At 62.6% G+C, this 26,433-nt stretch carries 22 protein-coding genes and 1 pseudogene; 5 read left to right on the top strand and 18 right to left on the bottom strand.

The window, feature by feature from the left end:
• Positions 1 to 110: 110 nt before the first annotated feature.
• The 13 genes from BT179_RS20255 to iolC all read right to left on the bottom strand — a co-directional run bounded on the left by BT179_RS20255 (position 111) and on the right by iolC (position 15,717).
• Complete coding sequence (locus BT179_RS20255; protein WP_072396174.1) at positions 111 to 1,721, bottom strand: methyl-accepting chemotaxis protein; 1,611 nt, start codon at positions 1,719 to 1,721, stop codon at positions 111 to 113.
• Positions 1,722 to 1,898: 177 nt separating this feature from the next.
• Positions 1,899 to 2,303: a TraR/DksA family transcriptional regulator gene (locus BT179_RS20260; protein ID WP_072396172.1), complete on the bottom strand. Its 405-nt coding sequence runs from the start codon at positions 2,301 to 2,303 to the stop codon at positions 1,899 to 1,901.
• A 347-nt stretch (positions 2,304 to 2,650) separates the two neighbouring features.
• Positions 2,651 to 3,673 carry an ABC transporter permease gene (locus BT179_RS20265; RefSeq protein ID WP_072396170.1) on the bottom strand — a complete coding sequence of 341 codons (1,023 nt, stop codon included), beginning with the start codon at positions 3,671 to 3,673 and terminating at the stop codon, positions 2,651 to 2,653.
• A gap of 224 nt (positions 3,674 to 3,897) precedes the next feature.
• On the bottom strand, positions 3,898 to 5,460 hold the full coding sequence (locus BT179_RS20270) for a sugar ABC transporter ATP-binding protein (RefSeq protein ID WP_072431458.1): 1,563 nt from the start codon (positions 5,458 to 5,460) through the stop codon (positions 3,898 to 3,900).
• An 80-nt stretch (positions 5,461 to 5,540) separates the two neighbouring features.
• On the bottom strand, positions 5,541 to 6,467 hold the full coding sequence (locus tag BT179_RS20275; RefSeq protein WP_072396167.1) for a sugar ABC transporter substrate-binding protein: 927 nt from the start codon (positions 6,465 to 6,467) through the stop codon (positions 5,541 to 5,543).
• Between the two features lie 53 nt (positions 6,468 to 6,520).
• Positions 6,521 to 6,673 carry a hypothetical protein gene (locus BT179_RS26805; RefSeq protein ID WP_165887479.1) on the bottom strand — a complete coding sequence of 51 codons (153 nt, stop codon included), beginning with the start codon at positions 6,671 to 6,673 and terminating at the stop codon, positions 6,521 to 6,523.
• A 138-nt stretch (positions 6,674 to 6,811) separates the two neighbouring features.
• Complete coding sequence (locus tag BT179_RS20280) at positions 6,812 to 7,864, bottom strand: Gfo/Idh/MocA family protein (RefSeq protein ID WP_072431457.1); 1,053 nt, start codon at positions 7,862 to 7,864, stop codon at positions 6,812 to 6,814.
• A 134-nt stretch (positions 7,865 to 7,998) separates the two neighbouring features.
• Positions 7,999 to 9,009, bottom strand: coding sequence for a bifunctional inositol 2-dehydrogenase/D-chiro-inositol 1-dehydrogenase (locus tag BT179_RS20285; protein ID WP_072431456.1), 1,011 nt, complete (start codon positions 9,007 to 9,009; stop codon positions 7,999 to 8,001).
• 32 nt (positions 9,010 to 9,041) lie between these two features.
• Complete coding sequence (iolD, locus tag BT179_RS20290; RefSeq protein ID WP_072431455.1) at positions 9,042 to 10,973, bottom strand: 3D-(3,5/4)-trihydroxycyclohexane-1,2-dione acylhydrolase (decyclizing); 1,932 nt, start codon at positions 10,971 to 10,973, stop codon at positions 9,042 to 9,044.
• 142 nt (positions 10,974 to 11,115) lie between these two features.
• The gene (locus BT179_RS20295) at positions 11,116 to 11,937 is read right to left on the bottom strand and encodes a TIM barrel protein (RefSeq protein ID WP_072431454.1); all 822 of its coding nucleotides are present in this window, start codon (positions 11,935 to 11,937) and stop codon (positions 11,116 to 11,118) included.
• Between the two features lie 42 nt (positions 11,938 to 11,979).
• The gene (gene iolB / locus BT179_RS20300) at positions 11,980 to 12,789 is read right to left on the bottom strand and encodes a 5-deoxy-glucuronate isomerase (RefSeq protein WP_072396148.1); all 810 of its coding nucleotides are present in this window, start codon (positions 12,787 to 12,789) and stop codon (positions 11,980 to 11,982) included.
• Complete coding sequence (iolE, locus tag BT179_RS20305) at positions 12,786 to 13,679, bottom strand: myo-inosose-2 dehydratase (RefSeq protein WP_072396146.1); 894 nt, start codon at positions 13,677 to 13,679, stop codon at positions 12,786 to 12,788. The genes iolB and iolE overlap by 4 nt, the downstream gene beginning before the upstream one ends.
• Before the next feature lie 100 nt (positions 13,680 to 13,779).
• Complete coding sequence (iolC, locus tag BT179_RS20310) at positions 13,780 to 15,717, bottom strand: bifunctional 5-dehydro-2-deoxygluconokinase/5-dehydro-2-deoxyphosphogluconate aldolase (RefSeq protein WP_072396144.1); 1,938 nt, start codon at positions 15,715 to 15,717, stop codon at positions 13,780 to 13,782.
• Between the two features lie 311 nt (positions 15,718 to 16,028).
• On the opposite strand from iolC, the gene BT179_RS20315 reads away from it, so the two are divergent.
• Both BT179_RS20315 and BT179_RS27280 read left to right on the top strand, forming a co-directional pair.
• Positions 16,029 to 16,943 (top strand): MurR/RpiR family transcriptional regulator, encoded by a 915-nt coding sequence (locus BT179_RS20315; RefSeq protein ID WP_072396142.1) that lies wholly within the window; start codon positions 16,029 to 16,031, stop codon positions 16,941 to 16,943.
• Positions 16,944 to 16,977: 34 nt separating this feature from the next.
• Positions 16,978 to 17,226, top strand: a pseudogene (locus BT179_RS27280) (glutathione S-transferase N-terminal domain-containing protein); the annotation flags it as partial.
• 557 nt (positions 17,227 to 17,783) lie between these two features.
• On the opposite strand, the gene hcnC reads toward BT179_RS27280, so the two are convergent.
• The 3 genes from hcnC to hcnA are packed head-to-tail and all read right to left on the bottom strand — an operon-like array spanning position 17,784 to position 20,783.
• Complete coding sequence (gene hcnC, locus BT179_RS20325) at positions 17,784 to 19,061, bottom strand: cyanide-forming glycine dehydrogenase subunit HcnC (RefSeq protein ID WP_072431452.1); 1,278 nt, start codon at positions 19,059 to 19,061, stop codon at positions 17,784 to 17,786.
• A complete protein-coding gene (hcnB, locus tag BT179_RS20330) occupies positions 19,054 to 20,463 on the bottom strand; it encodes a cyanide-forming glycine dehydrogenase subunit HcnB (protein WP_072431451.1) in 1,410 nt (469 codons plus the stop codon). Before hcnB ends, hcnC begins: the two co-directional genes overlap by 8 nt.
• On the bottom strand, positions 20,460 to 20,783 hold the full coding sequence (gene hcnA / locus BT179_RS20335) for a cyanide-forming glycine dehydrogenase subunit HcnA (RefSeq protein ID WP_072396115.1): 324 nt from the start codon (positions 20,781 to 20,783) through the stop codon (positions 20,460 to 20,462). Before hcnA ends, hcnB begins: the two co-directional genes overlap by 4 nt.
• 293 nt (positions 20,784 to 21,076) lie before the next feature.
• Between hcnA and BT179_RS20340 the strand changes: the two genes are divergently transcribed.
• Together BT179_RS20340 and BT179_RS20345 are read left to right on the top strand one after the other, a co-directional pair.
• On the top strand, positions 21,077 to 21,760 hold the full coding sequence (locus BT179_RS20340) for a response regulator transcription factor (RefSeq protein WP_072396113.1): 684 nt from the start codon (positions 21,077 to 21,079) through the stop codon (positions 21,758 to 21,760).
• A complete protein-coding gene (locus tag BT179_RS20345; RefSeq protein ID WP_072396111.1) occupies positions 21,738 to 23,123 on the top strand; it encodes a sensor histidine kinase in 1,386 nt (461 codons plus the stop codon). The genes BT179_RS20340 and BT179_RS20345 overlap by 23 nt, the downstream gene beginning before the upstream one ends.
• Before the next feature lie 49 nt (positions 23,124 to 23,172).
• Here BT179_RS20345 and BT179_RS20350 read toward each other — a convergent pair whose 3' ends face one another.
• Positions 23,173 to 23,421 (bottom strand): DUF1652 domain-containing protein, encoded by a 249-nt coding sequence (locus tag BT179_RS20350; RefSeq protein WP_072431450.1) that lies wholly within the window; start codon positions 23,419 to 23,421, stop codon positions 23,173 to 23,175.
• A 239-nt stretch (positions 23,422 to 23,660) separates the two neighbouring features.
• Complete coding sequence (locus BT179_RS20355) at positions 23,661 to 25,145, bottom strand: helix-turn-helix transcriptional regulator (RefSeq protein WP_072396106.1); 1,485 nt, start codon at positions 25,143 to 25,145, stop codon at positions 23,661 to 23,663.
• 461 nt (positions 25,146 to 25,606) lie between these two features.
• Here BT179_RS20355 and BT179_RS20360 point away from each other — a divergent pair.
• Positions 25,607 to 26,433 (top strand): OprD family outer membrane porin (locus BT179_RS20360; protein ID WP_371264413.1); only part of this gene is annotated, 827 nt, incomplete at its 3' end.

The raw sequence follows: 26,433 nt of genomic DNA on the forward strand, positions 1-26,433 counted from the left end.
GCTCCCACTTCCTTACTCCGCCCGGGCTCTGTACCAGAGTCCTGAAACGAAGGCCAGGCGCGGCTGCTTTCAACGCAGCATGAACGAGTATCAAGGTTTTCGTACAGCGCCTAGCGCGGCTTCTCGGGTTTATACCCCAGTCGCAGTCCACCCCAGTGACGCCCCTTGATCATGATCGGCACGGACAAGTCGTGCATCAGTTCGCCGGTATCACGGGTGTAGGTCTGCAACAGTACCGGCTGCTGGTGGCTGCCGCAGCGGATCCCGGTACGATCGGAAAACTTGCGTTTGGTGCGGTTGTTCAGCGTGTCCACCTGGGGATCCCCGGTCAGCGGCTGGCTGAAGACCTTGTTATGGGTCGGCACATAACCCTGTTGGGTGCAGGCGATTGCGAAGACCAGGCCCTCGTGCCGGGCCAGCAAGGGTTCCTGGATGGCCGGCAGGACCTGGTCGGTGTAACGGTCGAAACGGGTCTGGTACTTGGCCGGTTGGGTATTGGGGATGGGCTGGTAGCTGCGGTCGAACAGGTCGTCCAGGCTGATCCGTCCCTGGTCGACATCCTCCTCGAACTGCGCGGCGATCTGGCGCGCTCCTTCCCGGGCCAGGTCATAGATGCGCTGGTGATAATCGTCCAGGCCAACCTCGGCCAGACGCTCGCTGATGGTCTCGGCCTGGCCTTCCATCTGCACGGCCGCCTCGGCCAGACGCTGGGTCTGCTGGTCGCTGACGGACAGGTCGCTGCGCATCTGCTCGATGGCATGGAACAGGCTGTCGAGCTGCTCGCGGTTGGTGTCGGTGCCTTGGGCGATGGCACTGACCTGATTCTCGACACCGGCGGCCAGCCGGGCGATGTTCTCCAAGTGCTGTCCGGTGTGCTCGACCTGCTGGACGCCGCTGTCCAGGTCACCGGCCAACTGGCGGATCTGCTCGACCACCTGGGCCGTGCGTTGCTGGATATCCGCCACCATGACCCCGACCTCGCCAGTCGCGGCGGCAGTGCGGCCAGCCAGGCCACGGACTTCGTCGGCGACCACCGCGAAGCCACGGCCATGCTCACCGGCCCGTGCCGCCTCGATGGCCGCGTTCAGTGCCAGCAGGTTGGTCTGGCTGGCGATGGACTGGATCACCAGGGTGACCCGTTGGATTTCATCGCTGCGTACGCTCAAGGCCTCGATCAGCTCGCGACTGTCGTTCGCGCGCTGGCTGAGCTGGTGCATACGGCTGATGGATTCCACCAGTTCGCTGCGCCCGGCCACGCTGCTGCGATGGGCCTCGCTGGCGGCTCCCAGGGCCTGCTGGCTGAGTTGCGAGGTGGCTTGTTCGGTGGCGATCATCGCTTCGGCATTGCTGACGATCTGTGCCGCGGCATCGAGTTGCGACTGGACTCTACCGGCCAGTTGCTTGACCGAATAGGCTACGCCCGCCGCCGACAAGGCGTTATGGCTGGTGGTATAGGACAGGTCGCGGGTCAGCCCGGCCAGGGCGTCGGCATCGGTGTCGGCCGCAGGCGTGGTGGCCAGCCGCGAACGCAGGCGCGGTAACCAGACAATCACCATTGCCAGGGGCAGGACCAGGTACAAGGACCACCCGCCCAGCGCCATGCCACACAGCAGTGCACTCAGGGCGAGGCTCTGCAGGGTCGGCATCAGCCAGCGCGCCGGGCCCTTGGTATCCGATACCGAGGCAGGCACAGCACCCGCCAGAGATCCGTCTGTCGCCATGTTCGTCACCCACACTTCTCATTGTTATGCCTGCATTAAACGCCACTACAGAGCCATTATCCATGGTCCATTAGTAGGGTTCTTGCAGCAGGTCAACGGAAAGGAGGATGAGAAAAAGCAAAAGATCGCCGCCCGGGGGCCTCTACGGCCGTGGACGGCGATCTCTCGGAAGAAAAATCAGGCCTGACGCTGGTGCTTGTCGATCTGCTCGTGACGTTCCTGGGCTTCGATGCAGTATTTGGTGGTCGGGCTGATCAGCAGGCGCTTGAGGCCGATCGGCTCGCCGCTGTCATCACACCAGCCGAAGCTGTCGTCGTTGATACGGTCCAGGGCTTGCTCCAGCTGGGGCAGCATGCGCTGGTCACGGTCGATGGCGTTGACCAGCCAGGTACGCTCTTCTTCTACGGAAGCAGCGTCTGCGGGGTCAGCCGGGGAATCCAGACTTTCAATGGCGATTCGGTTCTGTTCGATGCGCTCGTGGGTTTCGACTTTCATGTTCTGCAACAGCTTGGTGAAGAAAGCCAGCTGCTCGGCATTCATGTAGTCATCCGCCGGCATGGCCAGCAACTTTTCCTTTGTCATTGATTTCTCTATAAAAAAACGTGCATTAAGGCGAATTATGGAGCGTCCCGCACTAAGCTGCCACGCTCATCGGGAAGGCGCCGTTTATTCCAAGCGCCACCCGGCACTCAATTTACGAGGGGCGGCAGTCTAAGGCCGAGTCGAAGCCTCAGCAACTGAAAACATAGGGAAAATATCCGACACCCCCTTTAAAAGCCGTCTGACAGGCGCCAGGCGGTTATCGGAATGCGTTTATAACAAGAAATTCGGTGCCGTGGCTGTATTGAGAAGACAAATGGCAACGCCACGCGGTCAGGCGTGGCGCTTTGTCGCAGGGCCCGGGACGGAGGCGGGCCCGTTCCCTGGCCTCAGCGCTTGAGCTTGCGCTTGTTGCGGTACTGGTCGATGACCACCGCCACCACGATGATCACGCCCTTGATGATGTCCTGGATGTAGGCATCGACCCCCACGAAGGTGAAGCCGCTGGCCATGACACCGAGGATCAGCGCTCCGATCACCGTCCCGGTGATGCGCCCCACCCCACCCGCCAGGCTCGTGCCGCCAATGACCGCTGCGGCAATCGCATCCAGCTCGTAGGACATGCCCATGCCCGCCTGGCCGGTTGCGGCCCGTGCCGAGGCGACCACGCCGGCCAGCCCCGCCAGCAACCCGGCGATGCTGTAGACGATCACCAGGTGACGCTTGACGTTGATCCCCGAGGTCCGTGCCGCCTGCATGTTGCCACCGATGGCGTAGGTGTATTTGCCGTACTTGGTGTAGCGCAGGGCAATATGAAAGATCACCGCCACCACCAGGAAAATGATCACCGGCATGGCCCCGTGGCCGATGGCGGTGTAGGAATCCGACAGCATGCTCACCGGCTGGCCTTCCGTGTAGTAACGCGCCAGCCCACGGGCCGACACCATCATGCCGAGGGTGGCGATAAAAGGCGGGATGCCGGTGATGGCGATGATGCTGCCGTTGATCGCACCGGCCAGCAGGCCTACCCCCAACCCCGCCACTACGGGGATCCAGGCCGGCAGGTCAGTCAGGGAAGGAAACACCGCCCGGGCGAAATCCGAGGTCTGGGCCAGGCTCGCGGCGATCATCGCCGACAGCGCCAGCACTGAGCCGGACGATAGGTCGATACCGGTGGTGATGATGACCTGGGTCACCCCGATGGCCAAGAGGCCAATGATCGACACTTGCAGGATCATCAACACCAGGCGCTGGGAGTTCATCAGGAAACTCTGGTCGCGCATGATCCAGCCAAACAGTTCGAACACCAGGCCGATGCCGATCAGCACCAGGAAGATACTCAGCTCCGTTGGCAACCGCCGACGCGTCCTGGCCGGCGCCGCCGCGGGTTTGTTTTCCAGTATCGCGTTCATAGCCATTCACCTTTTTCATGACATGTCGACGGCATGGGGATCGCTGTCGAACCGTTTGATCGCAAGGGTTTGTACGAAAAGTCGCCGAGTGGCGATCAGGCAAGGCGAAAACAGGCGAGGAACGCGCTCGACTTGGCGAGCTGTCTATGATCATTTCGAGCGGACTCGCACGAGCCTGTTTTCAATGCAGCCTGATCGTTGCGCAGGCACTTTTTGTACAAAACCTAGTGGACCGCGGACAAACCCGAGGCCAGTTGCATGACCCGTTCCTGGGTCGCTTCGCTGCGGTCGAGGATGCCCATCTGGTCGCCCTCGTGCATGACCAGCACCCGGTCGCTCATGCCCAGCACCTCAGGCAGCTCCGAAGAAATCATGATCACCGCCATGCCCTCGCTGGCGAGGAAGGCAATCAGCCGGTAGATCTCGGCCTTGGCGCCGACGTCGATGCCCCGGGTCGGCTCATCGAGGATCAGGATGCGTGGGTTGGTCATCAGCCAGCGGGCCAGCAGCGCTTTCTGCTGGTTGCCGCCGGACAGGGTGTCGATGCACTGCTCCAGGGACGGGGTCTTGACCCTGAGTTTCTTGCACATGTCTTCGCACAGGGCTCGCAGGGCCTTCTGCTGGATGAAGCCGTTGCCGACGTAATGGGGCAACACCGCCATTTCCATGTTTTCCAGTACCGACAGGCACGGGAACAGCCCACTGAGCTTGCGGTCCTCGGTCAACAGCGCAAAACCTTTCTCGATGGCCATGTGCGGGTCACTGATGCGCACCGGTTGGCCGTCGAGCAGAATCTGGCCGCCGGTCGCCGGGGTCACGCCAAAGATCGCCTCGGCCACATTGGTCCGCCCCGACCCCATCAACCCGGCGATCCCCAGGATCTCCCCGGCATGCAGGTCGAAGGACACCCCCTTGAAGACACCGTCCAGGCTCAGGTCGCGTACCGCCAGGACCTGTTCGCCGATGGGCGTTTCCCGCTCCGGGAAAAGCTGGCTCAACTCACGCCCGACCATCATCGAAATCAGGCTGTCGCCATCCATGCTGTCGGCCCGTTGCAGGCCGATGTAGGCACCATCGCGGAACACCGCCACCTCGTCGGCGATGGCAAACACTTCGTTCATCTTGTGGGTGATGTAGATGATGCCTTTGCCCTGGGACTTGAGGTCGGCAATGATGGAAAACAGATGGGCGACTTCCGTTTCGGTGATGGCCGAGGTCGGTTCATCCATGATGAGAATGTCGGAGTCGTAGGACACGGCCTTGGCGATTTCCACCATCTGCCGCTCGGCAATGCTGAGGTTGCCTACCTGTTCCTCGGGATCGAGGTTGATGCGCAGGCGCTCCAGCAACCTGGCGGTGCAGCGGTGCATTTCCCCGTGATCGATCATGTGCAGGCCGTTGAGCTGTTCGCGGCCGATCCAGATGTTTTCGGCGATGCTCATGTGGGGCATCAGGTTCAACTCCTGGTGGATCATCGCGATGCCGGCCTGCAACGCGGCCAGGGGCGTGTCGAACGCCACCGGCTTGCCTCGCAGGCGCAATTCACCGGCATCCGGCTGGTAGATGCCGGCGATGATCTTCATCAGGGTGGACTTGCCCGCGCCGTTTTCCCCCATCAGGGCCAGCACGGAACCGGGACGTACCCGCAATTGCACGTCGGACAGGGCCACCACGCCAGGGAACCCCTTGCTGACATTGACGACCTCCAACAGGTAGGGCTCGTCAGGTAGTGTGCCCGGCTGGACAGTCATTGCCGGGGCGCTCGAAGCAGTCGCTGAGGCGAACATGATCAGGTACTCCCTCGGCAAGATCGGCGTGGCGACCTTGCCTGCTGATTAGTGTGGTCGGACCGAGGCTGCGCTGGACGTCACTTGAACTGGGCGACGTTTTCCGGGGTGATCAGGCGATACGGCACCCACACCGCCGGCTCCACCGCTTGTTTCTTGACCATTTTCACGGCTGTATCGATGGAGCCATCCGCCTGGCCCTTGGCGTCCTGGAACACCGAGACCGCCATGTCGCCCTTCTTGATGGCGTTCAAGCCGTCCGGCGTGCCATCGACCCCGGCGATCAAAACGCTGCCTTTTTTCTGGCCGGCCTGTTTCAGGGCCATCGAGGCGCCAATGGCCATCTCATCGTTGTTGGCCACCACCGCCTGGAACTCGCGCCCCTGGGTCAGCCAGTCGTTGACCAGGGTCATGCCCTTGTCGCGCAACCAGGTCCCGGTCTGTTCCTGCTCGATCTTGATATCGGGGTATTTGGCCAGTACTTCCTTGACGCCCTTGGTGCGGTTGGTGGTGGAGTTGTTGGCCAGGTCTCCCAGCAGGATCACGATATTGCCCTTGCCGCCCATCTTTTGCGCCAGGTACTGCATCTGCATCCGCCCGGCTTCCAGGTCGTCGGAGGCGACGGTCACCACGCCCGCCGGCAATTTCAGGTCATCGGGCCGACGATTGACGTAGACCAGGGGAATGCCCGCGGCCACGGCGGCCTTGGTGATGCGCTGGGTCGCGGCGGTGTCCACCGGGTTGACGATGATGGCGTCGACCTTCTGGCTGATGAAGCTTTCCACCTGGCTCAGTTGCTTGACCACATCGCTGCGGGCGTCCTCGAATTGCAACGTGACGCCGTCCGGCATGGACTTGGCTTTCTTGTCCATGGATTCGCGCAGGTAGGTCAGCCAGGTGTCATCGAACTGCGACATGCTGACGCCGATCTTCAGGTCCGCCAGGGCAGCACCGCTGGCGAACATCAACGACAGGGCCAGCGAGGCGATACGGGTCTTGATCTTCATGAACGGTCTTTCTCCACATTCTTGTTGATTTTATGGATAAGGCGAGACGGCTCTCAGGAACGGGGCAGGCGCACGATGGGCGCCCCCGGCACGCAACACACCACGGCGCCTTGGCGCTGGATGCACAGGGATTCGAACAGAGGAAGAATTGCGGACAGGCGCAACGGACGGGGCAGGTGAAACGCAGAACGGTTGAAGGTTTTCATCGACGGTACCTGGCTGTGTTTCTTGTTTTTGTTGAGTTCGTCATCCGTTCAGGACAGGCAACGGATGGGAACAGGGTGTCGGTAACCTGGAAACGACTTTATTGGAAAATATTTTCCACATCAACTTATTTTAGAATTTTATTCGTCTTTTATTCCATGGCCGACAGGCGTGGGCAATACCTGCACTTCGCCCCCCTCGGCGCTCTGCCGGGCGGCGTCCAGGATAGAGGTCGTCGCCCAGGCGTCACGGGCCTGGACCGGCAGCGGGCCAGCGCCCTGCAAGGCGAGCTGCAGGCGTTGGTAGAACTCGATCCAGCAACCCCGCTCCGATGCCACGCGCTCGCGCTCGCCACCCTGTTCGAACCACCCCCAGCGTCGATGTTCCTCGGTACCCCAGCGTTCCCCCTCCGTCGCCGGGCTCAACCCGGCAAGCGCCAGGGCTTCCTGGCCATCGAGGCCTTCGACGGTATAACTGCCCTCGCTGCCGCTGACCCGAAAGCGCGGCCGCGGTGCGTTTTGCAGGCAGTTGCCGCTCAGGTGGGAAACCACGCCGTTGGCATGGGTCAGGGACACAAAGAAGCCGTTGTCGAATACCTGGCCTGGCTGGCGGTAGTCCAGCTCGGCGTAGACCCTGGTCACCGGCCCGAACAATTGCAGCGCCTGGTCCACCAGATGGCTGCCCAGATCGCGCAGGAAACCACCACCGCTGCCTTTGCCAACCGATGTCGGTGAATAGCGCTCGACACTGGACTCGAAACGAATGACCTGCCCCAAGGCTCCGGACGCCAGCAGTTTGCGCAGGGTCAGGTAATCCGAATCCCAGCGACGGTTCTGGTACACACAGAGCGGCACATTGCACCGCTCGGCCGCCACCACCATTGCCTCGGCCTGCGCGGCGTCCCGGGCAAAAGGTTTGTCGCTGACCACCGCCACACCGAGTTCAATCGCCTCCATCACCACCGCCGGGCGGCCGTCCAAAGGCGTGGACAACACCACCGCGTCGATGCCCGCCGCCACCAGTTCGGCGAGGGTGTCAAAAGCCTGGACGTGTGGGTAATCACTCGCCAACTGCTGGCGTCGCTCGACGGACCGGGTCACCACGCCGACGAACGTAGCCCCCGGCAGGCTGCTGATCAGCGGCGCGTGAAAAAACCGCCCACCCTTGCCGTAGCCGACTAGTCCGATTCGCATGAAAGCTCCTTGTCTGGATATGACACTGTCCTCTGTGGGAGCGAGCTTGCTCGCCATGGCGTCGGATCAGCCAGTATTAATGTTGCCTGACCCACCGCTATCGCGAGCAAGCCCGTTCCCACAGGGGATTGGGGTTAACCGTAGAAGGGCGGACGCTCGGGCAAGCTGACCTTGACGATCTGCCCACTCTGCTGCGCCTCAATACAGGCATCCGCCGCCACCGCCGCCGCAAACCCATCCCAGGCCGACGGTCCACCCACCTGGCCGGCGCGCACGCCATCGATGAATGCCTGCAGCTCGACGTCATAGGCGGCGATGAAACGGTCCTTCCAATCCATCAGGATGGCATTGGACAGTTTGGCCTCACTGCGCAGCTGGACCTGGGACGGTTCCGCAAGCCGGGCGATGCCGGTCTCCCCCACCACTTCGCACTGGATGTCGTAGCCGTACTGGCAATTGACGAACACCTCCACGTCGATGCGAGTGCCCCTGGCGGTCTCCAGCAGCACCACCTGCGGGTCACGCAAGTGAGCCAGGGCCTTGCTGGTCTTGCGTGGAAACACCACCTGCACCGAGACGTAGTCGTCGGCCAGCAACCAGCGCAGCACATCCAGCTCATGGATCAGGGTGTCGGTGATGGCCATGTCGGTCTTGTAATTCTCCCCCACCCTCGGGTTGCGGTGAGCGCAGTGCAGCATCAGCGGCTCGCCGATCTGTCCGCTGTCGATCACCCCCTTGAGCGCCCGATACCCCTGGTCGTAAGGCCGCATGAAACCCACCTGCACCAGGCGCTTGCCATGGGCCACCTCGGCGTCGACGATCCTGCGGCAGCCTTCGGCCGTCACCGCCAGGGGTTTTTCGCAGAACACCGGCTTGCCGGCCGCGACGGCCGCCAGCACGAATTCCTCGTGGCTCGGTCCCCAGGAGGTGACCAGGATCGCCTCCACTTCCGGGGCCTTGATCAATGCATGTCCATCGGGGTACACCTCGGCGGTGAGGTTCAGGTCGGCCACGACCTTTGCCGCTTGGGAGAGGTTGATGTCAGTCACCGCCACCACCTGGCTGTTGAGCAAGGTCTGGCTGCAACGACGGATATGATCCTGGCCGATGGCCCCGGTGCCGATGACGCCCAGCTTCAAAGACATTTGCAACTCCTTGTGTTGTTTGGGTGGGGCAATCAGTACTGACGGGCCTGGGCCAGTCGTTCATTGAGGGTGCGGGCGACCTCATCGGTACGGGTGCTGGTGGAGACCTGCGCCACGCCGACACGCCACCATGACAAGTACTTGTGGATCATGGTCTTGGGCAGGACCTTGATGTCGATCAGGGTCGAGACGGTCTGCCGTCGCGCATCGGCCAGGGCCGCGTGCAGTTCCTCGAGGGTCTTGACCCTGTAGGTCTTGCAGCCATAGGCCGCCGCGCTCATGGCGAAATCCACCGGTACGAAGCCGCCGTCGAGCTTGCCGGTGTCCGGGTTGCGGAAGCGGAATTCAGTGCCGAAGCTGTCCATGCCATGTTCCATCTGCAGGTTGTTGATGCAGCCGAAGGTCATGTTGTCCAGCAGCACCACATTGATCTTGCGCCGTTCCTGGATCGAGGTCGCCAGCTCCGAATGCAACATCATGTAGGAGCCATCGCCCACCAGGGCATATACCTCTTTTCCAGGCTCGGCGAGCTTCACGCCCAACGCCGCATTCACCTCATACCCCATGCAGGAATACGCGTACTCGACGTGGTAGGTGTTCACGCCCTTGCTGCGCCAGCTGCGCTGCAAGTCGCCAGGCAGGCTGCCAGCGGCGGCCACGATGATGGCGTCGTCGTCCAGGGTTTCGTTGAGGGTACCCAGTACACGACTCTGGGTCAGGCAGGAGCCGGTGAGTTCGATGAATTCGCGCAACACCGCCGGGTCCGTGCGGTCGTTGATTTCCGGGACGAAATTCTCGGTTCGATAGTCGGCCTGGTAGACCCGATCCACCTCGGCATCCAGCCGAGCCCTGGCTTCGGCGATGCGCCCGCCCCATTCGGCGCGATAGTCGCCCAGGGCGCACGACAAGGCCTCGAGTCCCGAACGGGCATCGGCCACCAGTTGCACGCCATCGAGCTTCAACGCGTCGCATGGGCTGATGTTGAGATTGAGGAACTGCACCTCCGGGTGCTGGAACAGCCATTTCGAGGCGGTGGTGAAATCGCTGTAGCGAGTACCGATACCGATGATCAGGTCCGCTTCCTTGGCCAGCAGGTTCGCCGCCAGGCAGCCGGTTTCGCCGATACCGCCCACGTTCAGACGATGGCTGGACACCACCGCGCTCTTGCCGGCCTGGGTCTCGGCGAAGGGGATCTCGAAGCGTTCGGCGAACCCCTGGAGGGCGGCGTTGGCGCCGGCATACTTCACGCCCCCGCCCGCGATGATCAGCGGCTTGCGCTTGCCCTTGAGCAATGCCAGGGCATCCCCCAGCATCGCCTCGGTGGCCGGCCGGCGGTCGATCCGATGCACGCGTTTTTGCAGGAAATAGTCCGGGTAGTCGTAGGCCTCGGCTTGTACGTCCTGGGGCAGCGCCAGGGTCACCGCACCGGTCTCGGCAGGGTCGGTGAGCACGCGCATGGCGTGGATCGCGGCGGTCATCAATTGTTCGGGGCGATTGATCCGATCCCAGTATTTGCTCACGGCCTTGAACGCATCGTTGGTGCTGATGCTCAGGTCGTGGAACTGCTCGATCTGTTGCAGGACCGGGTCCGGCTGGCGGCTGGCATAGACATCGCCGGGCAACAGCAGCAACGGGATACGGTTGGCGGTGGCCGTGGCGGCAGCGGTCAGCATGTTCGCCGCGCCGGGGCCGACCGATGAGGTGCAGGCATAGATTTTCCGACGCAGGTGCTGCTTGGCGAAGCCGATGGCGGCGTGGGCCATGCCCTGCTCGTTACGCCCCTGGTGCACCACCAGGTCGCCGCTGTCCTGCTCCAGCGCCTGGCCCAGGCCCAGCACGTTGCCGTGACCGAATATGGTAAAGACGCCGGCGATGAACTTGCTCTGGACGCCGTCGACCTCGACATACTGGTTATCGAGGAATTTCACCAGGGCCTGGGCCATGGTCAGTCGTGTTGTGGACATGCTTGCACCTTTTTCAAACGCAACTCGATCGAGCGTGGAAGCCGGCCTGCCCCGGGCAGGCGCCGTGCCAGCGACATCGATGCGATGCCGACGCCTGGACGGGCGAGCCCGCTCCCACATGAAAAGTTTCCCGACACGGCAGTCAGGCCTGGGAGTTCTGCAGGTGATTCATGCTTGCTCCCAGCGCCTGGCGCAGGTCAGCCAACTGATGGACGCTTTCGGCGAACGGTTCGAAGGACAGGTAGCCGTCATACCCGCCGGCCCGCAACGCTTCGATCTGCGCGGCATTGCCGAGGATATCGCCCTCGCCCACCAGCACCCGGTGACCGTCCCGGATCGTCGCCAGGGGCGCCAGGGCATCTTCGACGCCGGAGATGTGCACCAGGCCGGTCAACTCGGCAAAGCACTCCCGCTCCCCCGCCAGATGATGGTGAAGGGTGTCATGCACCAGGCGAAACACATCCTGGGTATCGGTGTCCGCGATCGCTTCCACCGCCGTGCGCTTGAGGCGCAGCGAGCACTCCTCGAACCCCAGGGGCTCGATATAGCCGTAGACACCGAAGGCCCGCAGGATCGGCGCCAGCTCACCCAGGGCGGTACGCAGCCCCGCCGAACGTTCGGCCTCGCTGCGCGGGTCGGCGCGATCGTTCAATGGACACATCACCAGCCCCTGGGCACCACATTCGCGGGCGTAGTCGGCCAGCCTCACGGCCTGGACACGGCGCTCTTCGTTCCACACATCGAAAGGGTAAAGGGCATTGATCGACAGCACCTTGATGCCCCGCGCCTCGCATAACTGGCGCACGCTGGCCGGTGCCATGCCGTTCTCGATCTCGACGCCCTGCAGATCGTTGCGGATTTCAATGGCATCGGTTTTCAAGGCCAGGGCCAGGTCGATGAACTCAGGCAGTGACAGGCGTGGCGCAACCATTCGGTTCAAGGCAAAACGCAGGGGCTTGTTCATTGTTATTCCTCCGGCATTCGTGCAAAACGGGCGATGGGACGTTCAGAGGTCCAGCAGCCAACTGTGCTGCGGGTCGTTATGGAACTGCCAGACCCGCTTCGGGCCGGCCATGACATTCAGGTAGTACGACTCGTACCCGTAGGGCACGCTGACCGGGTGGTACCCCTTGGGCACCACGACCAGGTCGCTGTTTTCCACGGCCATGGCCTGGTCGATGCTGCGATCGTCGGTATAGACCCGTTGGAACACGAAGCCCTGGGGCGGACTGATCTGGTGGTAATAGGTTTCTTCCAGGAAGCTCTGGTGCGGCAGGTCGTCGGTGTCGTGCTTGTGGGGCGGGTAGCTGGACGAATGGCCCGAAGGCGTGCGCACCTCCACCACCAGCAGCGAATGGGCTGGCTCGCTGTCCGGCAGGATGTCGCAGACATACCGGGTGTTGGCACCCTTGCCGCGAACGCTGCGCTTCATGCTGTCGGGCAGGATCAGGCGCGGGCCGTACTCGTTTCCGGCCGAACCCGGGGCGGCACATACCGCCAGTTGCACGTCGCTCAAGGCGGTCACCAGGGCCTGGCTGCCGGGGGGCAGGTAGGCGGCATAGGGCGACTTGTCCTCGAACACCGACTGGCGATCACCCAGGTTGTCCCAATCGAAAACGCCCTGCCCCGGCGCCTCGCCCTTCAGACCGATACGCCCGCTGAGCAGCACCAGGCACAGCTCCTTGTCGGCCGCGGCCACCGGCAGGGTTTCGCCGAGGCTCAGGCGACAGGCCGTGAAGCCGACGTATTCCAGCTCGCCCGGGGGCAACGCCACCACGGTCCGGCCGCTGGCTTGACTCTTGATCAACAGGCTCATGCCGGGATCCTCTCTTGCAGCAAGGCGCGCAGGGTGTCGTAGCCCTTCTTGGCATACACATAGCTCGGCGCCACGGCGGGATCCTGCTCGGCCTCCACCACCAGCCATCCCTGGTAGTCGGCGGCCAACAGGACGTCGAGCAACGCGGCGAAGTCGATGTCGCCATCCCCCGGCACGGTGAAGGTGCCGTTGATGATGCAGTCGGGAAAGCTCCACAGGTTGTTGCGCGCCAGCTGCACCACCGGCTTGCGCACATCCTTGAAATGCACGTGGCAGATCCGCTCGATGTGCTTGCGCAAGACTTGCAGCGGTTCGCCGCCGCCCATGTAGCAGTGTCCCGAGTCGAACAGCAGGCCGACTTCGCTACCGGTCAGAGCCATCAACTTGTCGATGTCCGAAGGCGACTCGACATAAGCGCCCATGTGATGGTGATAGGCCAGACGCACCCCCTGGGACAACGTGAAGCGGGCCAGTTCGGTCAGCTTGTCGGCATAGGCCTGCCAGGCCTCGTCGGTGTGAAAGCGCGGCCGCTCGATCAGGGGAATCCGCTGGCCTTGGATGGAGTCGGCGACTTCCCCGTAGACCAGCACCGTGGCGCCATTCTGCGCCAGCAACTCGACATGGCTGGCAATGGCGTCGATTTCCTCGGCTGCCGAGCGTCGGGCCAGACGACTGGAATACCAACCCGAGACCAGTGCCAGGTCATAGGGGCGCAGCACATCGCCCACACCCTTGGCGTCCTTGGGAAACTTGCCGTTGAGCTCGAAACCTTCATAGCCGATGGCCTTGCCCTCGCTCAGCGCGGTGCTCAACGGTGTCTCGCCGCCCAACGAGGGCAAGTCGTCGTTGCTCCAGGAAATCGGGTTGATGCCAATTCGAATCGCGGGCATGGCTGCACCTTTTATTGTTTTCAAACTGAATGCATGGGTGAACGCAACACTACTGTGGCAAGGGGGGTTATCCCCTCGCCACGGATGCTTGTTCCATCGGTCACGCCCGGGCCGCTCGCCACGCGTCGATCAGTTCCACGAACGTGCCCTGTACCTGCCTGATCAGCGTTTCGTCATCGATCTCCCCCGCCAGCCAGGCTCGGCTCGGTTCCTGGAAGATCGTGCGCCCCACGGCAAAACCCCGGCAGGTAGCGCTCTGGCTGGCCTGGCGAAAACCTTCGGCCAGGGCCGAGGCCGGAGCATTGAGGCCCAGCAGCACCACACCACGGCAGTACGGATCGCGCTGCTGGATCAACTCATCGAGTTGCTTCCACTGCTCTGCGGTCTGGGCTTCGATCTTCCACCAGGCCGGAAAGATCCCCAGGTTGTAGAGGCGCTTCAAGGCGCGATAGAGCACGTCCGGATGCGGCGATGGATGATCCTTGGGCGGGATGACTTCCAGCAGCAGTTCATGGCCACTGACCTGGGATGCCTTGTACAACCCCATCAACTGCGCCTCCTGCTCCAGGCGCAGCAGCGGCTCGTCATCGGGATGAAATTGCACCAGACACTTGATGATCTGCTCGCCTGGCCAGGCGATCAGGTTGCTGCCGATGGAGCGGCCATGCTCGAAAGCCAGCGGCCGCGAGCCTTGCACCTCCACCGGGCGCGCCACCCACCAGCCGCGTCCGGTGGCGGCATTGAGGGAATCCTGGCCGAAACGTTGATCGGCCAGCAACCCGACGTCCGCCTCGATGCCCTGGCGACGCAGATCGACTTCGACTCGCTCCACCGCCTGGATGAACAGTTGCTTGAGCGCGCCGATGCTGCTCAGGTCCCGGTCGCCTTTTTGAGCCAGTTCCACCAGTTGCCAACGGTGATCGAAGGCAAAGATGAACAGTTGTTTCCAGGCCCTGCGAGGCACACTGACCTGATGAAGCCGTTGCAATGCGACATCCTGGTCCGGCCGGGTGATGGGCACCGGGCTGTCGAACAGGTAATCGAGTTCGGCCCGGGTCGGCATCGCCGGGGCACAGGCATGGCGCGACACCACCAGGCCGCCACAGGCATTGGCCAACTGGCAGCAGCGCGCATCGTCGGCTTCCTCCAGCCAGCCGGCGAGAAAGCCCGACATGAAGGCATCGCCGGCCCCCAGGACATTCAGGACCTCCACCTTGACGCCCGGATAGATCGCACCGTCTTCAAGCCGGTCGGGGATGGCGCCGTGGATCACCGTGCAACCCTGCGGGCCGAGCTTGACCACCAGGGTCGCCGCCGTCAGCGAACGCACGGTGCGCAGCGCGGCCAGCAGATCCGTGCTGCCACCGGCGATCAGGAATTCCTCCTCGGTGCCGACGATCAGGTCAAAACGCGGAAGGATGCCTTGCACATGCCGGCTGACGGTCTGGTCGGCCACGAAACGGGTCTCGCCATCGGCCTTGCCGGCCAAGCCCCAGAGCACCGGGCGATAATCGATGTCCAGGATCCGCCTGACGTTGTGCTTCTGGGCATGGTCCAGCGCCTGGATACTGGCCTTGTAGACGCTGTCGGTGGAGAAATGAGTGCCGGTGATCAACAGGGCCTTGCTGGAGGCGATAAAGGCCTCGTCTATGTCTTCGGCGCGCAACGCCATGTCGGCGCAGTTTTCCCGGTAGAACACCAGGGGGAAGGTTTCCCGGTCCTTGATACCCAGCAGCACCAGGGCGGTCAGGCGTTGCGGATCGACCTTGATGCCGCTGACATCGCAGCCCTCACGGGCCAGGGACTCCACCAGGAAGCGTCCCATGTGGTCGTCCCCTACCCGGCTCAGCATGGCGGACCTGAGCCCGAGCCGAGCGGTGCCGAAAGCGATATTGGCCGATGAGCCACCCAGGTATTTGGCGAAGCTTGTGACATCTTCCAGCCGCGCCCCGACTTGTTGCGCGTACAGGTCGACACCCAGGCGTCCCAGGCAGATCACATCCAATTGACGCCCACTGGCAAAACGAGTCTGGCCCATGCTGGCTCCTGTTATTTTTATCAGCCTGCGTTCGCCGCCGGAGCGGTGCCAACGCGTTGGTGGATGCAGACTAAAACGAGCCACGGGCAAATATCAATAATTATTCTATAAATTTTTTACGTGGAATATTTTTTCCAATACCCTGTGCTCGGAACCGCGACAGGCGCAGTGCATCGTTTCAGCAGGTCACGTCGCCTGCCGCGCTCATTATTTTCCTTGCGCCTACGCTGTAGACTGCGACCAGCCAACCTGTTGTCGAGGGCCGGGACGTTATCGGACCGCCCTATAAGAACAAGCCAGAAGGATTTTCTATGACCCGCCCCGATCTGCCGGAGCCGTCCGAGCGCGCGTCCGCCCTCGCAACCCCACCGATCAATGCCGAACGCCTGTTGCAACTGATCACCGAGGAATATGAAAGCCTGCCGCGCCAGCTCAAACGCATCGCCAGCTACATGAGCCAGCAAAGCGACCGCATCATGGTCGACCGTATCAGTGATATCGCTCGCGAATGCGAAGTGCATCCGTCGGCCATCGTGCGTTTTTCCCAACGCTTCGGTTTCAGCGGGTTCAGTGAAATGCAGGCGCTGTTCCGGGAGGCCTACACCCACAAGACCACGCCGGTACAGAACTACCAGCAGCGCATTCGCAGCATGATCGCCAACAAATCCCAGAAGGCCTGCGGCGGCGACCTGGCGCGCGAATGCATCAACGCCACACTCTCGGGCATCGAGCGATTGGGGCTGGAACTGGACGACCAGGCGTTCGACAAGGCCGTGGACCTGGTGGTCAATGCCGACAATATCTATGTGGTGGGCGTCCGGCGTTCCTTCGCGGTAGCCGATTACCTGGTGTACAACCTGCAACACACCAACAAGCGCATTCACCTGGTGTCCGGGCTCGGTGGCAGCTATCGCGAGCAGATGCGCAGCGTCCGGGCCAACGACCTGGTGATCGCCATCAGCTTCACCCCGTACGGCAAGGAAACCCAGCATTGCCTGCGCATCGCCCAGCATCACCAGGCCAAGACCCTGATCATCACCGACAGCAACCTGTCGCCCCTGGCCAAACGGGCCAATACGGTGTTGCTGGTAAACGAAGGCAGCTCGTTCGCGTTTCGCTCCCTGAGCGCTACCCTTTGCCTGTGCCAGGCATTGTTCATTGCCGTGGCCTACCGGCTGGAGCTCAAGGTCGATGAAATCCACGAACAGGCAGGATTCGAGGACTAGAAACCCGGACCGTCCAACCACAGAAGGAAGCACCATGAAACTGATCGGCATGCTGGACTCGCCATTCGTACGACGCGTCGCCATTTCCGCCAAATGCCTGGACATTGCCCTGGAACATGAATCGATTTCGGTGTTCAGGCAGTTCGAACAGTTCCAGCGCATCAACCCGGTGGTCAAGGCGCCGACCCTGGTGCTCGACGATGGCGCGGTGCTGATGGACTCCACGTTGATCATCGACCACCTCGAGGTCTTGGCCACACCGGGCAAAAGCCTGATGCCGGTCGACAGCGGGCAACGGCTGCGCACCCTGCGCCTTATCGGCCTGGCCCTGGCGGCGTGCGAGAAGTCGGTGCAGATCTACTACGAACGCAACCTGCGGCCGACAGAAATCCAACACGCCCCCTGGGTCGAACGGGTTGAAGGCCAACTGGCGGCGGCCTATGGCATGCTCGAACAGGAACTGGTGAAACAGCCCCTGATCACCGACGGCTCACTCGATCAGGCAGGCATCACCCTGGCAGTGGCCTGGAGCTTCACCAACCTGGTGGTACCGGATCAGGTGCAGGGCAAGTCCTTTCCTTCGATCAGCGCGTTCACCGCCTATGCCGAAGGGTTGGAGGCGTTTGTCAGCACGCCGATGGAATAACCGGCGATGGCGGTCGAGCGCAGGATTCTGATTCACCCCGGATCCCTGTGGGAACGAGCTTGCTCGCGATGGCGGGGTACCAGCCAACATGGATGCTGACTGACCTTACGCTATCGCGAGCAAGCTCGCTCCCACAGTTTGTTTTCGGGTGACGGCGGGATATGTATTCGCCACAGATCCCAAACAGGATTTGCTCAGGCCGGTTCCACTTCCTTCGGCTCCACGAACGCTGGTGCCACCTCGAACCGATCCGCCAGGAACGGCGTGATGTCCAGTGGCAACGGCTCGTCGTTCACCAATTTGTCCAGCAATACCCCGGTGATGGCCGAGGTCAGGATGCCGGTGCGGAAATGCCCGCAGGCATTGAGGTAGCCTTCCACGCCCCGCATCGGCCCCAGGATCGGCAACTCGTCGGGAGATCCAGGGCGCAGGCCGGCCCAGGTCCGCTTCAGGTTGATGTCGGCCAATTGCGGGATGCACCGCACTGCACCCTGGACCAACCCCTCGATTTCCGGGTACGTGGTGGTCACGTCAAAGCCTTTGTCTTCGGTGGTGCTGCCAATCAGGATTTCGCCGTTGTCCTTCTGGGCCACATAACAATCGCTGGTGGTCAGGCAGCCCTTGAGGATCTTCGGCATGCGTTCGGTCAACAGGATCTGGCCCTTGACCGGCTTGACCGGAATCCGCACGCCGGTGGCCTGCTCACTCAGGTCCGCCGCCCAGGCACCGGCGGCGTTGATCAGGGTCCGGCAATTGAAGGTGCCCGCCTCGGCGGTCTTCACCCCGGTGACCCGCATGCCCTTGCGCAGGACCTCGGTGACGTTGGTGTTGAAGAACAGGTCGACGCCGTTCTGTCGAGCGCCTTCGGTATAGGCGTCCGCCAGGCGGAACGGACTGACCTGATGATCGCACAGGAACTCCAGCGCTCCCCGGGCCTCGTGGCTGACATTCGGCTCGGCCTCGCGCAGGGCGGCCTGGTCGAGCCAGCGGACCTGGTCCGCCAGGTGCGGGATGCAGGCGACGATATGCTCGGCGTACAAGCGGTCCTCATCGTCATAGATCACGAATTTGAGCCCGGTCTCCTCGAACTTGAAATCCATGCCGTGGTTGTCCATCAACTCCCGGTGCAATTGCGGATACAAGGCGTTGGACTGCAAGGCGAAGTCGAAGAACGATTGCGGCAGGATGTGCGGCGTACTGGCGTCCACCGCCACGGCGGCGCCCTGGGCCTGGCGCTTGCGGTTGGCCGACATCATGCGAAAGAAAATCACCCCGCACCCCAGCCCCACGGACTCGCCGATGGCCCACAGGCCTCCCGCGGAAGCCCGGGTGGCATTGCCCGGGCGCTTGGCATCGATCAGCGCGATCTTCAAGTGCTTGCGCTTGGACAACTGATAGGCACACGAAGCCCCGATCACACCGCCACCGGCGATGACCACGTCGTAATCCTTCAGGCTCTGATACTCAGTCATGCCGTACGCCCTCCTGGCCTACGTTCTGGAACGCTGAAAAGGGCACCGGGTCGATGGGGAAGCGCGGTCGCAACCAGCCCACATCCCCACGTCCGGTGGCTTCGCGCAGCCGGTCGCTGCAATAGCCGACGCACATCCGCCCCTGGCAGTCGCCCATGCTCACCCGGGTGCGCATTTTCAGGCTGGCCATGTCCTGCACGCCCTGCTCCAGGGCCCGGTCGATATCAGCGCGGGTGGCGTGCTCGCAGCGGCAGATCACCGTATCGGCGGCGGGCAGCGCGGTTTGCCCGGCACCGCGGCGAGTGTATCGGTCCACGGCGGCGCGGAAGCTCACGATGCGGTCCAGTTGCGCCTGGTAGCGCTCGCGGCGCTCAAGGGCGGTACGAGGGTCGAGCACATTGCCTTGCATCAGGATCGATAGCGCGGCGATGCGCCCGCTCAGCATGGCCGCTTCACCGCCACGGATCCCGCCCATGTCGCCAGCCAGGTGGATATGGGCCTCGCTGCTTTGCTGCCAGGCATCGGACACCGCCCTGAGGTAGCCGTCGTCGCTGAAGCCATGCTCCAGGCCCATCTGCTGGCTCAACTGGGTGCGTGGAATGAAGCCGTAGCCGACCGCCAGGGTCTGGGCCGGCACTTGTTCGGCACGGGCCAGGTCCGGCTCCCAGTCGCTGGAATAAGGCGCGACGGTGACACAGCTCAGCTCACCGTCGCCATCGGCCCGCACCACGCCCCAGCCATAACGCACCGCAATGCCGTGCAGCTTGAGATAGCCCAGCATGCTCAGGCCGTCGAGAAACAGCTGTGGCTTGTTCAGCAAGGCCAGGCTTTCCTTGGCGATCCTGCCCAATGCGCACGCCTCGTACACGCCGGCCACGGCCACGCCTGAAGCATGCAGCTGGCAGGCCACCAGGGGCAGCAGCGGGCCGGTGCCCGCGATCACCACCGGACTGGGCGGCTTGACCACCCCGCTCTTGATCTGTAGCTGCAACCCACCCAGCATCATCACCCCGGCAAGCGTCCATCCGGGAAACGGCACGCTGCGCTCATGGCAACCGGCCGCCAATACCAGATGGGAATAGGCGACTTCCCGCAAACGCTCGTCGGCATCCAGCAGCATCAGCGCCCGGAACCCTTCGGCTCCGACGACGCGGCTGTCGAGCCGAACGTCGATCAGCCCGGCGTACTGGCGAAACTCACCGTGAAGCCTGTTCAGGGTCTGGCTATAGCGGGAACCCAGGTAGTCCAGGCTCACACCGTCGCGCAACGGCCCACGATAGACCACGCCACCCAGGCGCGGCGCCTCTTCGAGCAAAGTGCTGCGCACCCCATGGGCCGCCAGCTCGATGGCTGCGGCCATGCCCGCCGGCCCACCGCCGACAATCACCGGATCGAGGCTCATGGCGCCTCCGTTTCGGCGATGCGGTTGGCCCGGGTCTCGATCTGCATGCCGGGACGCACCCGGGTCTGGCAGGCGCGGCGCTTGTGACGCCCATCGATCTTGACGAGGCAGCAATGGCACACGCCCATGCCGCAATACGCGCCGCTGATCTGCTGGTGATCGTTGCGGGCCACCTGGCGCTGGCCCAGGGACTGGATGACGGTAAGAACGGTTTCGCCGTGGGCGGCGTCGACGATCCGCCCGTCCAGGCACACCGTCATGTCGGCCCTGGCCAGGGGCTGGATGTCGAATTTTCGGCGTAGAAGGTCTTGAGACTGCATGATGCTGCTCTTCCTTGATGCTTTTATTGAAGGACCAGTGAGGTCTCGGCTCCTTGCAGCACACCATCACCGGTTGCGTCGGTGCCTGCGTCAGCGCGAGCGCGCCAAGGCGGGGCAATCGATGCCACATGATAGTGCGGGCGAAACGCATGTTAGGGATAATTTGTGACCAAGTGTTGATCCAGGCCAGGGAAATCGCTGGCGGCTTCGATGAACTTTTTTTCAGAAAGCCGACAGGTAATCTTTGGCAGAATGCCGCGCAATGGCATCATTTTCTCAACCCGGTACCGCCCATGAACCGCATCCTGACCATCGAAGACGACGCCGTGACCGCCCGTGAGATTGTCGCCGAGCTGACCCGCAACGGCCTGAGCGTCGACTGGGTCGACAATGGCCGCGAAGGTCTGGAACGCGCGGTGAGCGGCGATTACGACTTGATTACCCTCGACCGCATGCTGCCCGAGCTCGACGGCCTGGTGATCGTCACCACACTGCGCAACATGGGCGTGGCGACGCCGATCCTGATGATCAGCGCCCTGTCCGATGTGGATGAACGGGTACGCGGTCTCCGGGCCGGCGGCGACGACTACCTGACCAAGCCCTTCGCTACCGACGAGATGGCGGCTCGTGTCGAAGTGTTGCTGCGCCGCAACAACGGCGCCCAGGAAACGCAAACCGCCCTTCGGGTCGCCGACCTGGAACTGAACCTGATCAGCCGCGAGGCCAGCCGCAACGGGCAACTGCTCAGCCTGTTGCCCACCGAGTACAAGTTGCTGGAATTCCTGATGCGCAACAGCGGACAGATCCTTTCGCGCATGATGATTTTCGAGGAAGTCTGGGGCTATCACTTCGACCCCGGCACCAACCTGATCGACGTGCACATTGGTCGTCTGCGCAAGAAGATCGACCCGCCGGGCCTGGAACCCCTGATTCGCACCGTGCGAGGTTCCGGCTATGTCATTGCTGAACCCCGCTAAGGGCTGGCGCTCCTCCAGCAGCCGCCTGCTGGCGCTGTACAGCGCGCTGTTCGTGATCTGGAGCGCTCTGTTGATGGGGGTGATGTATTACGAAGTGTTCGGCTACCTCGACAGCCTGGCCAAACACTCCCTGATGCAGCGCCAGCACCTGTTTGCCCGCATCCATGCCGACCAGCTGGAGGACGCGCTCATGGCCAGCCTGACCCTGGACGAGCGCGGGGTCGATGCCTACGGCCTGTTCGATCCGCAACTGCGGCACCTGAGCGGGCCGATCCAGCGGATTCCGGCCGACCTGCCGCTGGACGGCAAGATCCACATGCTGGGCGGCTGCGTCGACTCCGACGCCCCCGGCGTGCCCTCGGACAGTTGCGATGCGGTGGCGACCCGGACCCAGGACGGACGCTGGCTGGTGTTGGCACGGGACAACGGTTCGCTCTTCGCCGTCACGCACATCATCCTGCGGGCATTGTTCTGGGGCGTGTCGCTGACCATCCTGCCGGGCCTCGCCGGTTGGCATCTGCTGCGCCGCCGACCACTGCAGCGCATCCGCAAACTGCAGGCCAGCGCCGAGGCCATTGTGGCCGGCGACCTCACCCATCGCCTGCCACTGTCGAGCCGCCGCGACGAACTGGACATGCTGGCGGCGATCGTCAACGCCATGCTCGATCGCATCGAGCGCCTGATGAACGAGGTCAAGGGCGTGTGCGACAACATCGCCCACGACCTGCGCACGCCCCTCACCCGCTTGCGCGCCCAGCTTTACCGGATCCAGCAGGAAGCGGCAGAGGGCTCGCCCGAAGCCTTGCAGATGGATCAGGTGATTGCCGAGACGGATACCCTGATGGCTCGGTTTCGCGGGCTGCTGCGGATCTCCGAACTGGAAGACCAGCAGCGCCGTTCGGGTTTCGTGCGCCTGGACCCGTTGCAACTCTTGCAGGAACTGCACGACTTCTACCTGCCCCTGGCCGAAGAACGCGAACTGACCTTCCGCCTCGACGTGCCCGAGACCTTGCCCCTGCTCAATGGCGACCGGGCGCTGCTGTTCGAAGCCGTGTCGAACCTGCTGAGCAATTCCATCAAGTTCACACCGCCGGGAGGCGAGGTCGTCCTGCGGGGCGTGGACCAGGGCGACAGCACGCGCATCGAAGTACTCGACTCCGGCCCCGGCATCCCGGAGGCGGAACGCAAGGCCGTGTTCCGGCGTTTCTATCGCGCAGAGGGCAGCAGCCAGCACGGTGGATTCGGCCTGGGCCTGTCCATCGTGGCGGCGATTGTCAATCTGCACGGATTTACACTTGAGGTGGACAGCAGCGAACAGGGCGGAGCCCGCCTGGCGCTCGATTGCCGAGCGACGCTGCTGTAGCGATCAACCAGGACGTGGCTTTGCAATGAAGGGGGTGGTGAAGGGAGTTTCAGGTGGGATCACCGCGATACAGCGGAGTGTTGCCCAGCTCATAACGCAGTTCTTCGATCAGCTTTGCAATGCTTTCTTCCGACCGGACGCTGTCGATGCTCATGCCGCTTACTACCAGATCGACTTCACCGCTTTCACGGTGATAGAGGCGCACGGTCAGGGTGCCGTCGCCATTGAGGCTGCATTCGCAGGCCAGGGGCGTAAAATTCTCTTCGAGACGAGCACGCAAGGGAGCCAGGTGAGTCATGCGCTGCACCTCAGGTCCACGGGTTCGAATGAATGGCGGACAGCTGCGGCTTCCGGACCCGCGTAGACGTCCTGTCAATCCCGCATTCGATTGGCTTGCTGCACATGTGGCGTATTCCTTGACTGTTTCGTGGGGGACGCGACATCACCGACGACGTCGCACCCCGACAGCGTAAGGAAGCCTGGCTACAGGCAAAACCCGAATTTGCACCAACGGGCCAGGTACATTTGCACTGGCTATCATGGTGCCTTCATGCGCCACTCATTGGCGAACAGACCCCGTTCCCGCGCCCACACTATCGCCTCGCTACGGCTATGGACGTCCAGCTTCGAATACAGCGTCGCCACATGATTGCGCACGGTATTGGGGGCCAGTTTCAAGCGTGCGGCGATTTCCTTGTCGGCCAGTCCCTGGCAGATCAGCCCCAGCACATCACGTTCCCGGGCGGTCAGCTCGGTGAACGACACGCTGGGGACCGGTGCGTTGATGCTTTTCACATTGGCCAGTTTTTCAATCAGGGTCCGGCTGAACCAGGAAGCATCCTTCATCACCTCTTCGATGGCAGCCACCAGCTCCAGCTCCGAGCGCTTGCGTTCGGTGATGTTCATCAGCACCAACAGGTAGCAAGGCTTGTCCTGTATCAGCACCGTATCGGCGGCCACTTCACAATCGATGAGCTCACCACCTTTTTTCTGCACCTTGACGTCGATCCTTGAAACCGTGGCGGCCTTCTCCAGCTTGGCGAACAGGGCGGCGCTGGCTTCGCTGTCGATAAAGCCGATTTCTTCAACGGTCTTGCCCAGCAGCTCTTCGCTGGCATAACCGGTGGTTTCCAGGAACGCTTCGTTGATTTCCAGCAACTGTTGCTCGGCGCTGCATACCAGGGTAGGCACGGGAGACAGTCGGAACGACTTGGCGAAGCGCTCTTCGCTCTGGCGCAACGCAGTCTCGGCCTTGCGGCGCGGCTCCATGTCCATGAAGGAAAACAGCATGCAGTCTTCGTCCTGCAGGTCCAGTGGCTGGCCGGCGACGATCACCTGTTTGCTGCCGCCATCGGGCAGTCTCAGCTCGGCCTGCATCTGCGGAATGGTCGCGCCCTGCCCCAGGCGCTCGACGGCCAGGTCACGTTTTTCCGCGGCTTCCAGCACGTCCAGTTCATAGACTGAACGACCGATCACCTGGTCGCGACTGTAGCCGGTCATCTCCAGGAAACCCGGATTGACCTTGATATAGCGCAGGTCACTGAGACGGCAGATCACCGCCGGCGCCGGGTTCGCGGCAAAGGTTTTTTCGAAACGCTGCTCGGCGCTGGCCCATTCGGTGGCATCACTGAGGATCAACACCAGGTATTCCGGTTCACCGCCACGGTCGGTCAGCACCATGCTGCGGATCCGATGGACCCAGGTGCGATCGGGATCGGCCTTGGGGGTGACTTCCACCAGCACGTCGCTGAACTCATCGCCACGGGCCACCCGGGCGATGGGGTAGTTGTCCTCGGGCAACGCGTGATTGTTGCGATAGCGCAGGTTGAAACGCTGGGCGTACCCCTTGGCGTTGCCACCCAGGTCATTCAGATCGCTGACGCCGTGCATGGTCAATGCGGCCTCATTGGCCCACGCGATCGTCTGGTCGACTTCGATCAGCATCACCCCGTCCGACAGCCCGGCGATGATCTGCAGCAACTGGCGACGGTTGGTATCGGCATTGGGGACGTCTTGGTTCATTGGGTCTCCATGTGATCGACAAGGCATGGTGGTACGACCCTTCCCGAGGGTGACGCGTTCCCTGGAGAAAGGTGCCCGACAGGGACGATGCCGATGATGTTCGTTCGGGTGCCAGGCAAATCATCAAGATGCCGGCCTTCGACTAATGTCTTAGACCAGTCATCGCACAACCGTAAACGCAACCATCGCCCCTTTCGCCACGCACGATGTCCTTATCGTCACGGCTGTCACTCGCTCTGCCCTTGACGAGAGCCCCATTCACAAGGTGCATCCACTGGTAGAAATCAAATAATGGCCAGTTGACAAGGAGTCGGCGGCCACAAATAATCTCGCCATGTTGTACGACGACGTATGACAAAAATAAAAACAACAAAAAAGTAGGGAGCGTTACTGTGAGCACACGTGTCCGTTTTTCCCCCAGCCGTCCTTCTCGCCATACCCTTTCCAGCACCAGCCATGCCCTGACCCTGCTCGGCTGCAGCAGTCTGGCAGCCTTGCTGCCCACCGTCGCCCAGGCCGAAGGCTTCGTCGAGGATGCCAAGGCCACGCTGAACCTGCGCAACGCCTATTTCAACCGCAACTTCACCAACCCGAACAATGCCCAGGGCAAGGCCGAGGAATGGACCCAGAGTTTCATCCTCGACGCCAAGTCCGGTTTCACCCAGGGCACGGTGGGGTTCGGCGTGGACGTGCTGGGCCTGTACTCGGTCAAGCTCGATGGTGGCCGTGGCACGGCAGGAACGCAGTTGCTGCCGGTGCACGACGACGGTCGCCCCGCCGATGACTTCGGCCGCCTGGGCGTCGCGCTCAAGGCCAAGGTCTCCAAGACCGAGCTGAAGGTCGGCGAATGGATGCCGGTGCTGCCGATCCTGCGTTCCGACGACGGGCGCTCCCTGCCGCAGACCTTCCGCGGCGGCCAGGTCACTTCCACCGAGATCGCCGGCCTGAGCCTCTATGGCGGCCAGTTCCGCGGCAACAGCCCGCGCAACGATGCGAGCATGGAAGACATGTTCATGAACGGCCGCCCCGCCGCCACCTCCGACCGCTTCAACTTCGGCGGCGGCGAATACGCCTTCAACGAAAAACGCACCCAGGTGGGCGTGTGGTACGCGGAACTGTCCGACATCTACCAGCAGCAATATTTCAACCTGACCCACAGCCAGCCCATGGGCGACTGGACCCTGGGCGCCAATCTCGGCTATTTCATCGGCAAGGAAAACGGCAGCGCCCTGGCCGGTGACCTGGACAACAAGACCGCCTTCGCCATGCTCTCGGCCAAATATGGCGG

The organism is Pseudomonas sp. NFACC43 (assembly GCF_900119645.1).
In the GTDB taxonomy this organism is placed as follows: Bacteria; Pseudomonadota; Gammaproteobacteria; order Pseudomonadales; family Pseudomonadaceae; genus Aquipseudomonas.

What these genes read in the sequence shown, in the direction of transcription:
- BT179_RS20265 (WP_072396170.1), bottom strand. Translation starts at nt 3,673, where the DNA reads ATGAACGCGATACTGGAAAACAAACCCGCGGCGGCGCCGGCCAGGACG.
- BT179_RS20260 (WP_072396172.1), bottom strand. Translation starts at nt 2,303, where the DNA reads ATGACAAAGGAAAAGTTGCTGGCCATGCCGGCGGATGACTACATGAAT.
- BT179_RS20275 (WP_072396167.1), bottom strand. Translation starts at nt 6,467, where the DNA reads ATGAAGATCAAGACCCGTATCGCCTCGCTGGCCCTGTCGTTGATGTTC.
- BT179_RS20280 (WP_072431457.1), bottom strand. Translation starts at nt 7,864, where the DNA reads ATGCGAATCGGACTAGTCGGCTACGGCAAGGGTGGGCGGTTTTTTCAC.
- hcnC (WP_072431452.1), bottom strand. Translation starts at nt 19,061, where the DNA reads ATGACTGAGTATCAGAGCCTGAAGGATTACGACGTGGTCATCGCCGGT.
- iolE (WP_072396146.1), bottom strand. Translation starts at nt 13,679, where the DNA reads ATGCCCGCGATTCGAATTGGCATCAACCCGATTTCCTGGAGCAACGAC.
- hcnB (WP_072431451.1), bottom strand. Translation starts at nt 20,463, where the DNA reads ATGAGCCTCGATCCGGTGATTGTCGGCGGTGGGCCGGCGGGCATGGCC.
- iolD (WP_072431455.1), bottom strand. Translation starts at nt 10,973, where the DNA reads ATGTCCACAACACGACTGACCATGGCCCAGGCCCTGGTGAAATTCCTC.
- BT179_RS20355 (WP_072396106.1), bottom strand. Translation starts at nt 25,145, where the DNA reads ATGAACCAAGACGTCCCCAATGCCGATACCAACCGTCGCCAGTTGCTG.
- BT179_RS20270 (WP_072431458.1), bottom strand. Translation starts at nt 5,460, where the DNA reads ATGTTCGCCTCAGCGACTGCTTCGAGCGCCCCGGCAATGACTGTCCAG.
- BT179_RS20295 (WP_072431454.1), bottom strand. Translation starts at nt 11,937, where the DNA reads ATGAACAAGCCCCTGCGTTTTGCCTTGAACCGAATGGTTGCGCCACGC.
- hcnA (WP_072396115.1), bottom strand. Translation starts at nt 20,783, where the DNA reads ATGCAGTCTCAAGACCTTCTACGCCGAAAATTCGACATCCAGCCCCTG.
- BT179_RS20350 (WP_072431450.1), bottom strand. Translation starts at nt 23,421, where the DNA reads ATGACTCACCTGGCTCCCTTGCGTGCTCGTCTCGAAGAGAATTTTACG.
- BT179_RS20315 (WP_072396142.1), top strand. Translation starts at nt 16,029, where the DNA reads ATGACCCGCCCCGATCTGCCGGAGCCGTCCGAGCGCGCGTCCGCCCTC.
- BT179_RS20340 (WP_072396113.1), top strand. Translation starts at nt 21,077, where the DNA reads ATGAACCGCATCCTGACCATCGAAGACGACGCCGTGACCGCCCGTGAG.
- BT179_RS20345 (WP_072396111.1), top strand. Translation starts at nt 21,738, where the DNA reads ATGTCATTGCTGAACCCCGCTAAGGGCTGGCGCTCCTCCAGCAGCCGC.
- BT179_RS26805 (WP_165887479.1), bottom strand. Translation starts at nt 6,673, where the DNA reads ATGAAAACCTTCAACCGTTCTGCGTTTCACCTGCCCCGTCCGTTGCGC.
- iolC (WP_072396144.1), bottom strand. Translation starts at nt 15,717, where the DNA reads ATGGGCCAGACTCGTTTTGCCAGTGGGCGTCAATTGGATGTGATCTGC.
- BT179_RS20285 (WP_072431456.1), bottom strand. Translation starts at nt 9,009, where the DNA reads ATGTCTTTGAAGCTGGGCGTCATCGGCACCGGGGCCATCGGCCAGGAT.
- iolB (WP_072396148.1), bottom strand. Translation starts at nt 12,789, where the DNA reads ATGAGCCTGTTGATCAAGAGTCAAGCCAGCGGCCGGACCGTGGTGGCG.
- BT179_RS20255 (WP_072396174.1), bottom strand. Translation starts at nt 1,721, where the DNA reads ATGGCGACAGACGGATCTCTGGCGGGTGCTGTGCCTGCCTCGGTATCG.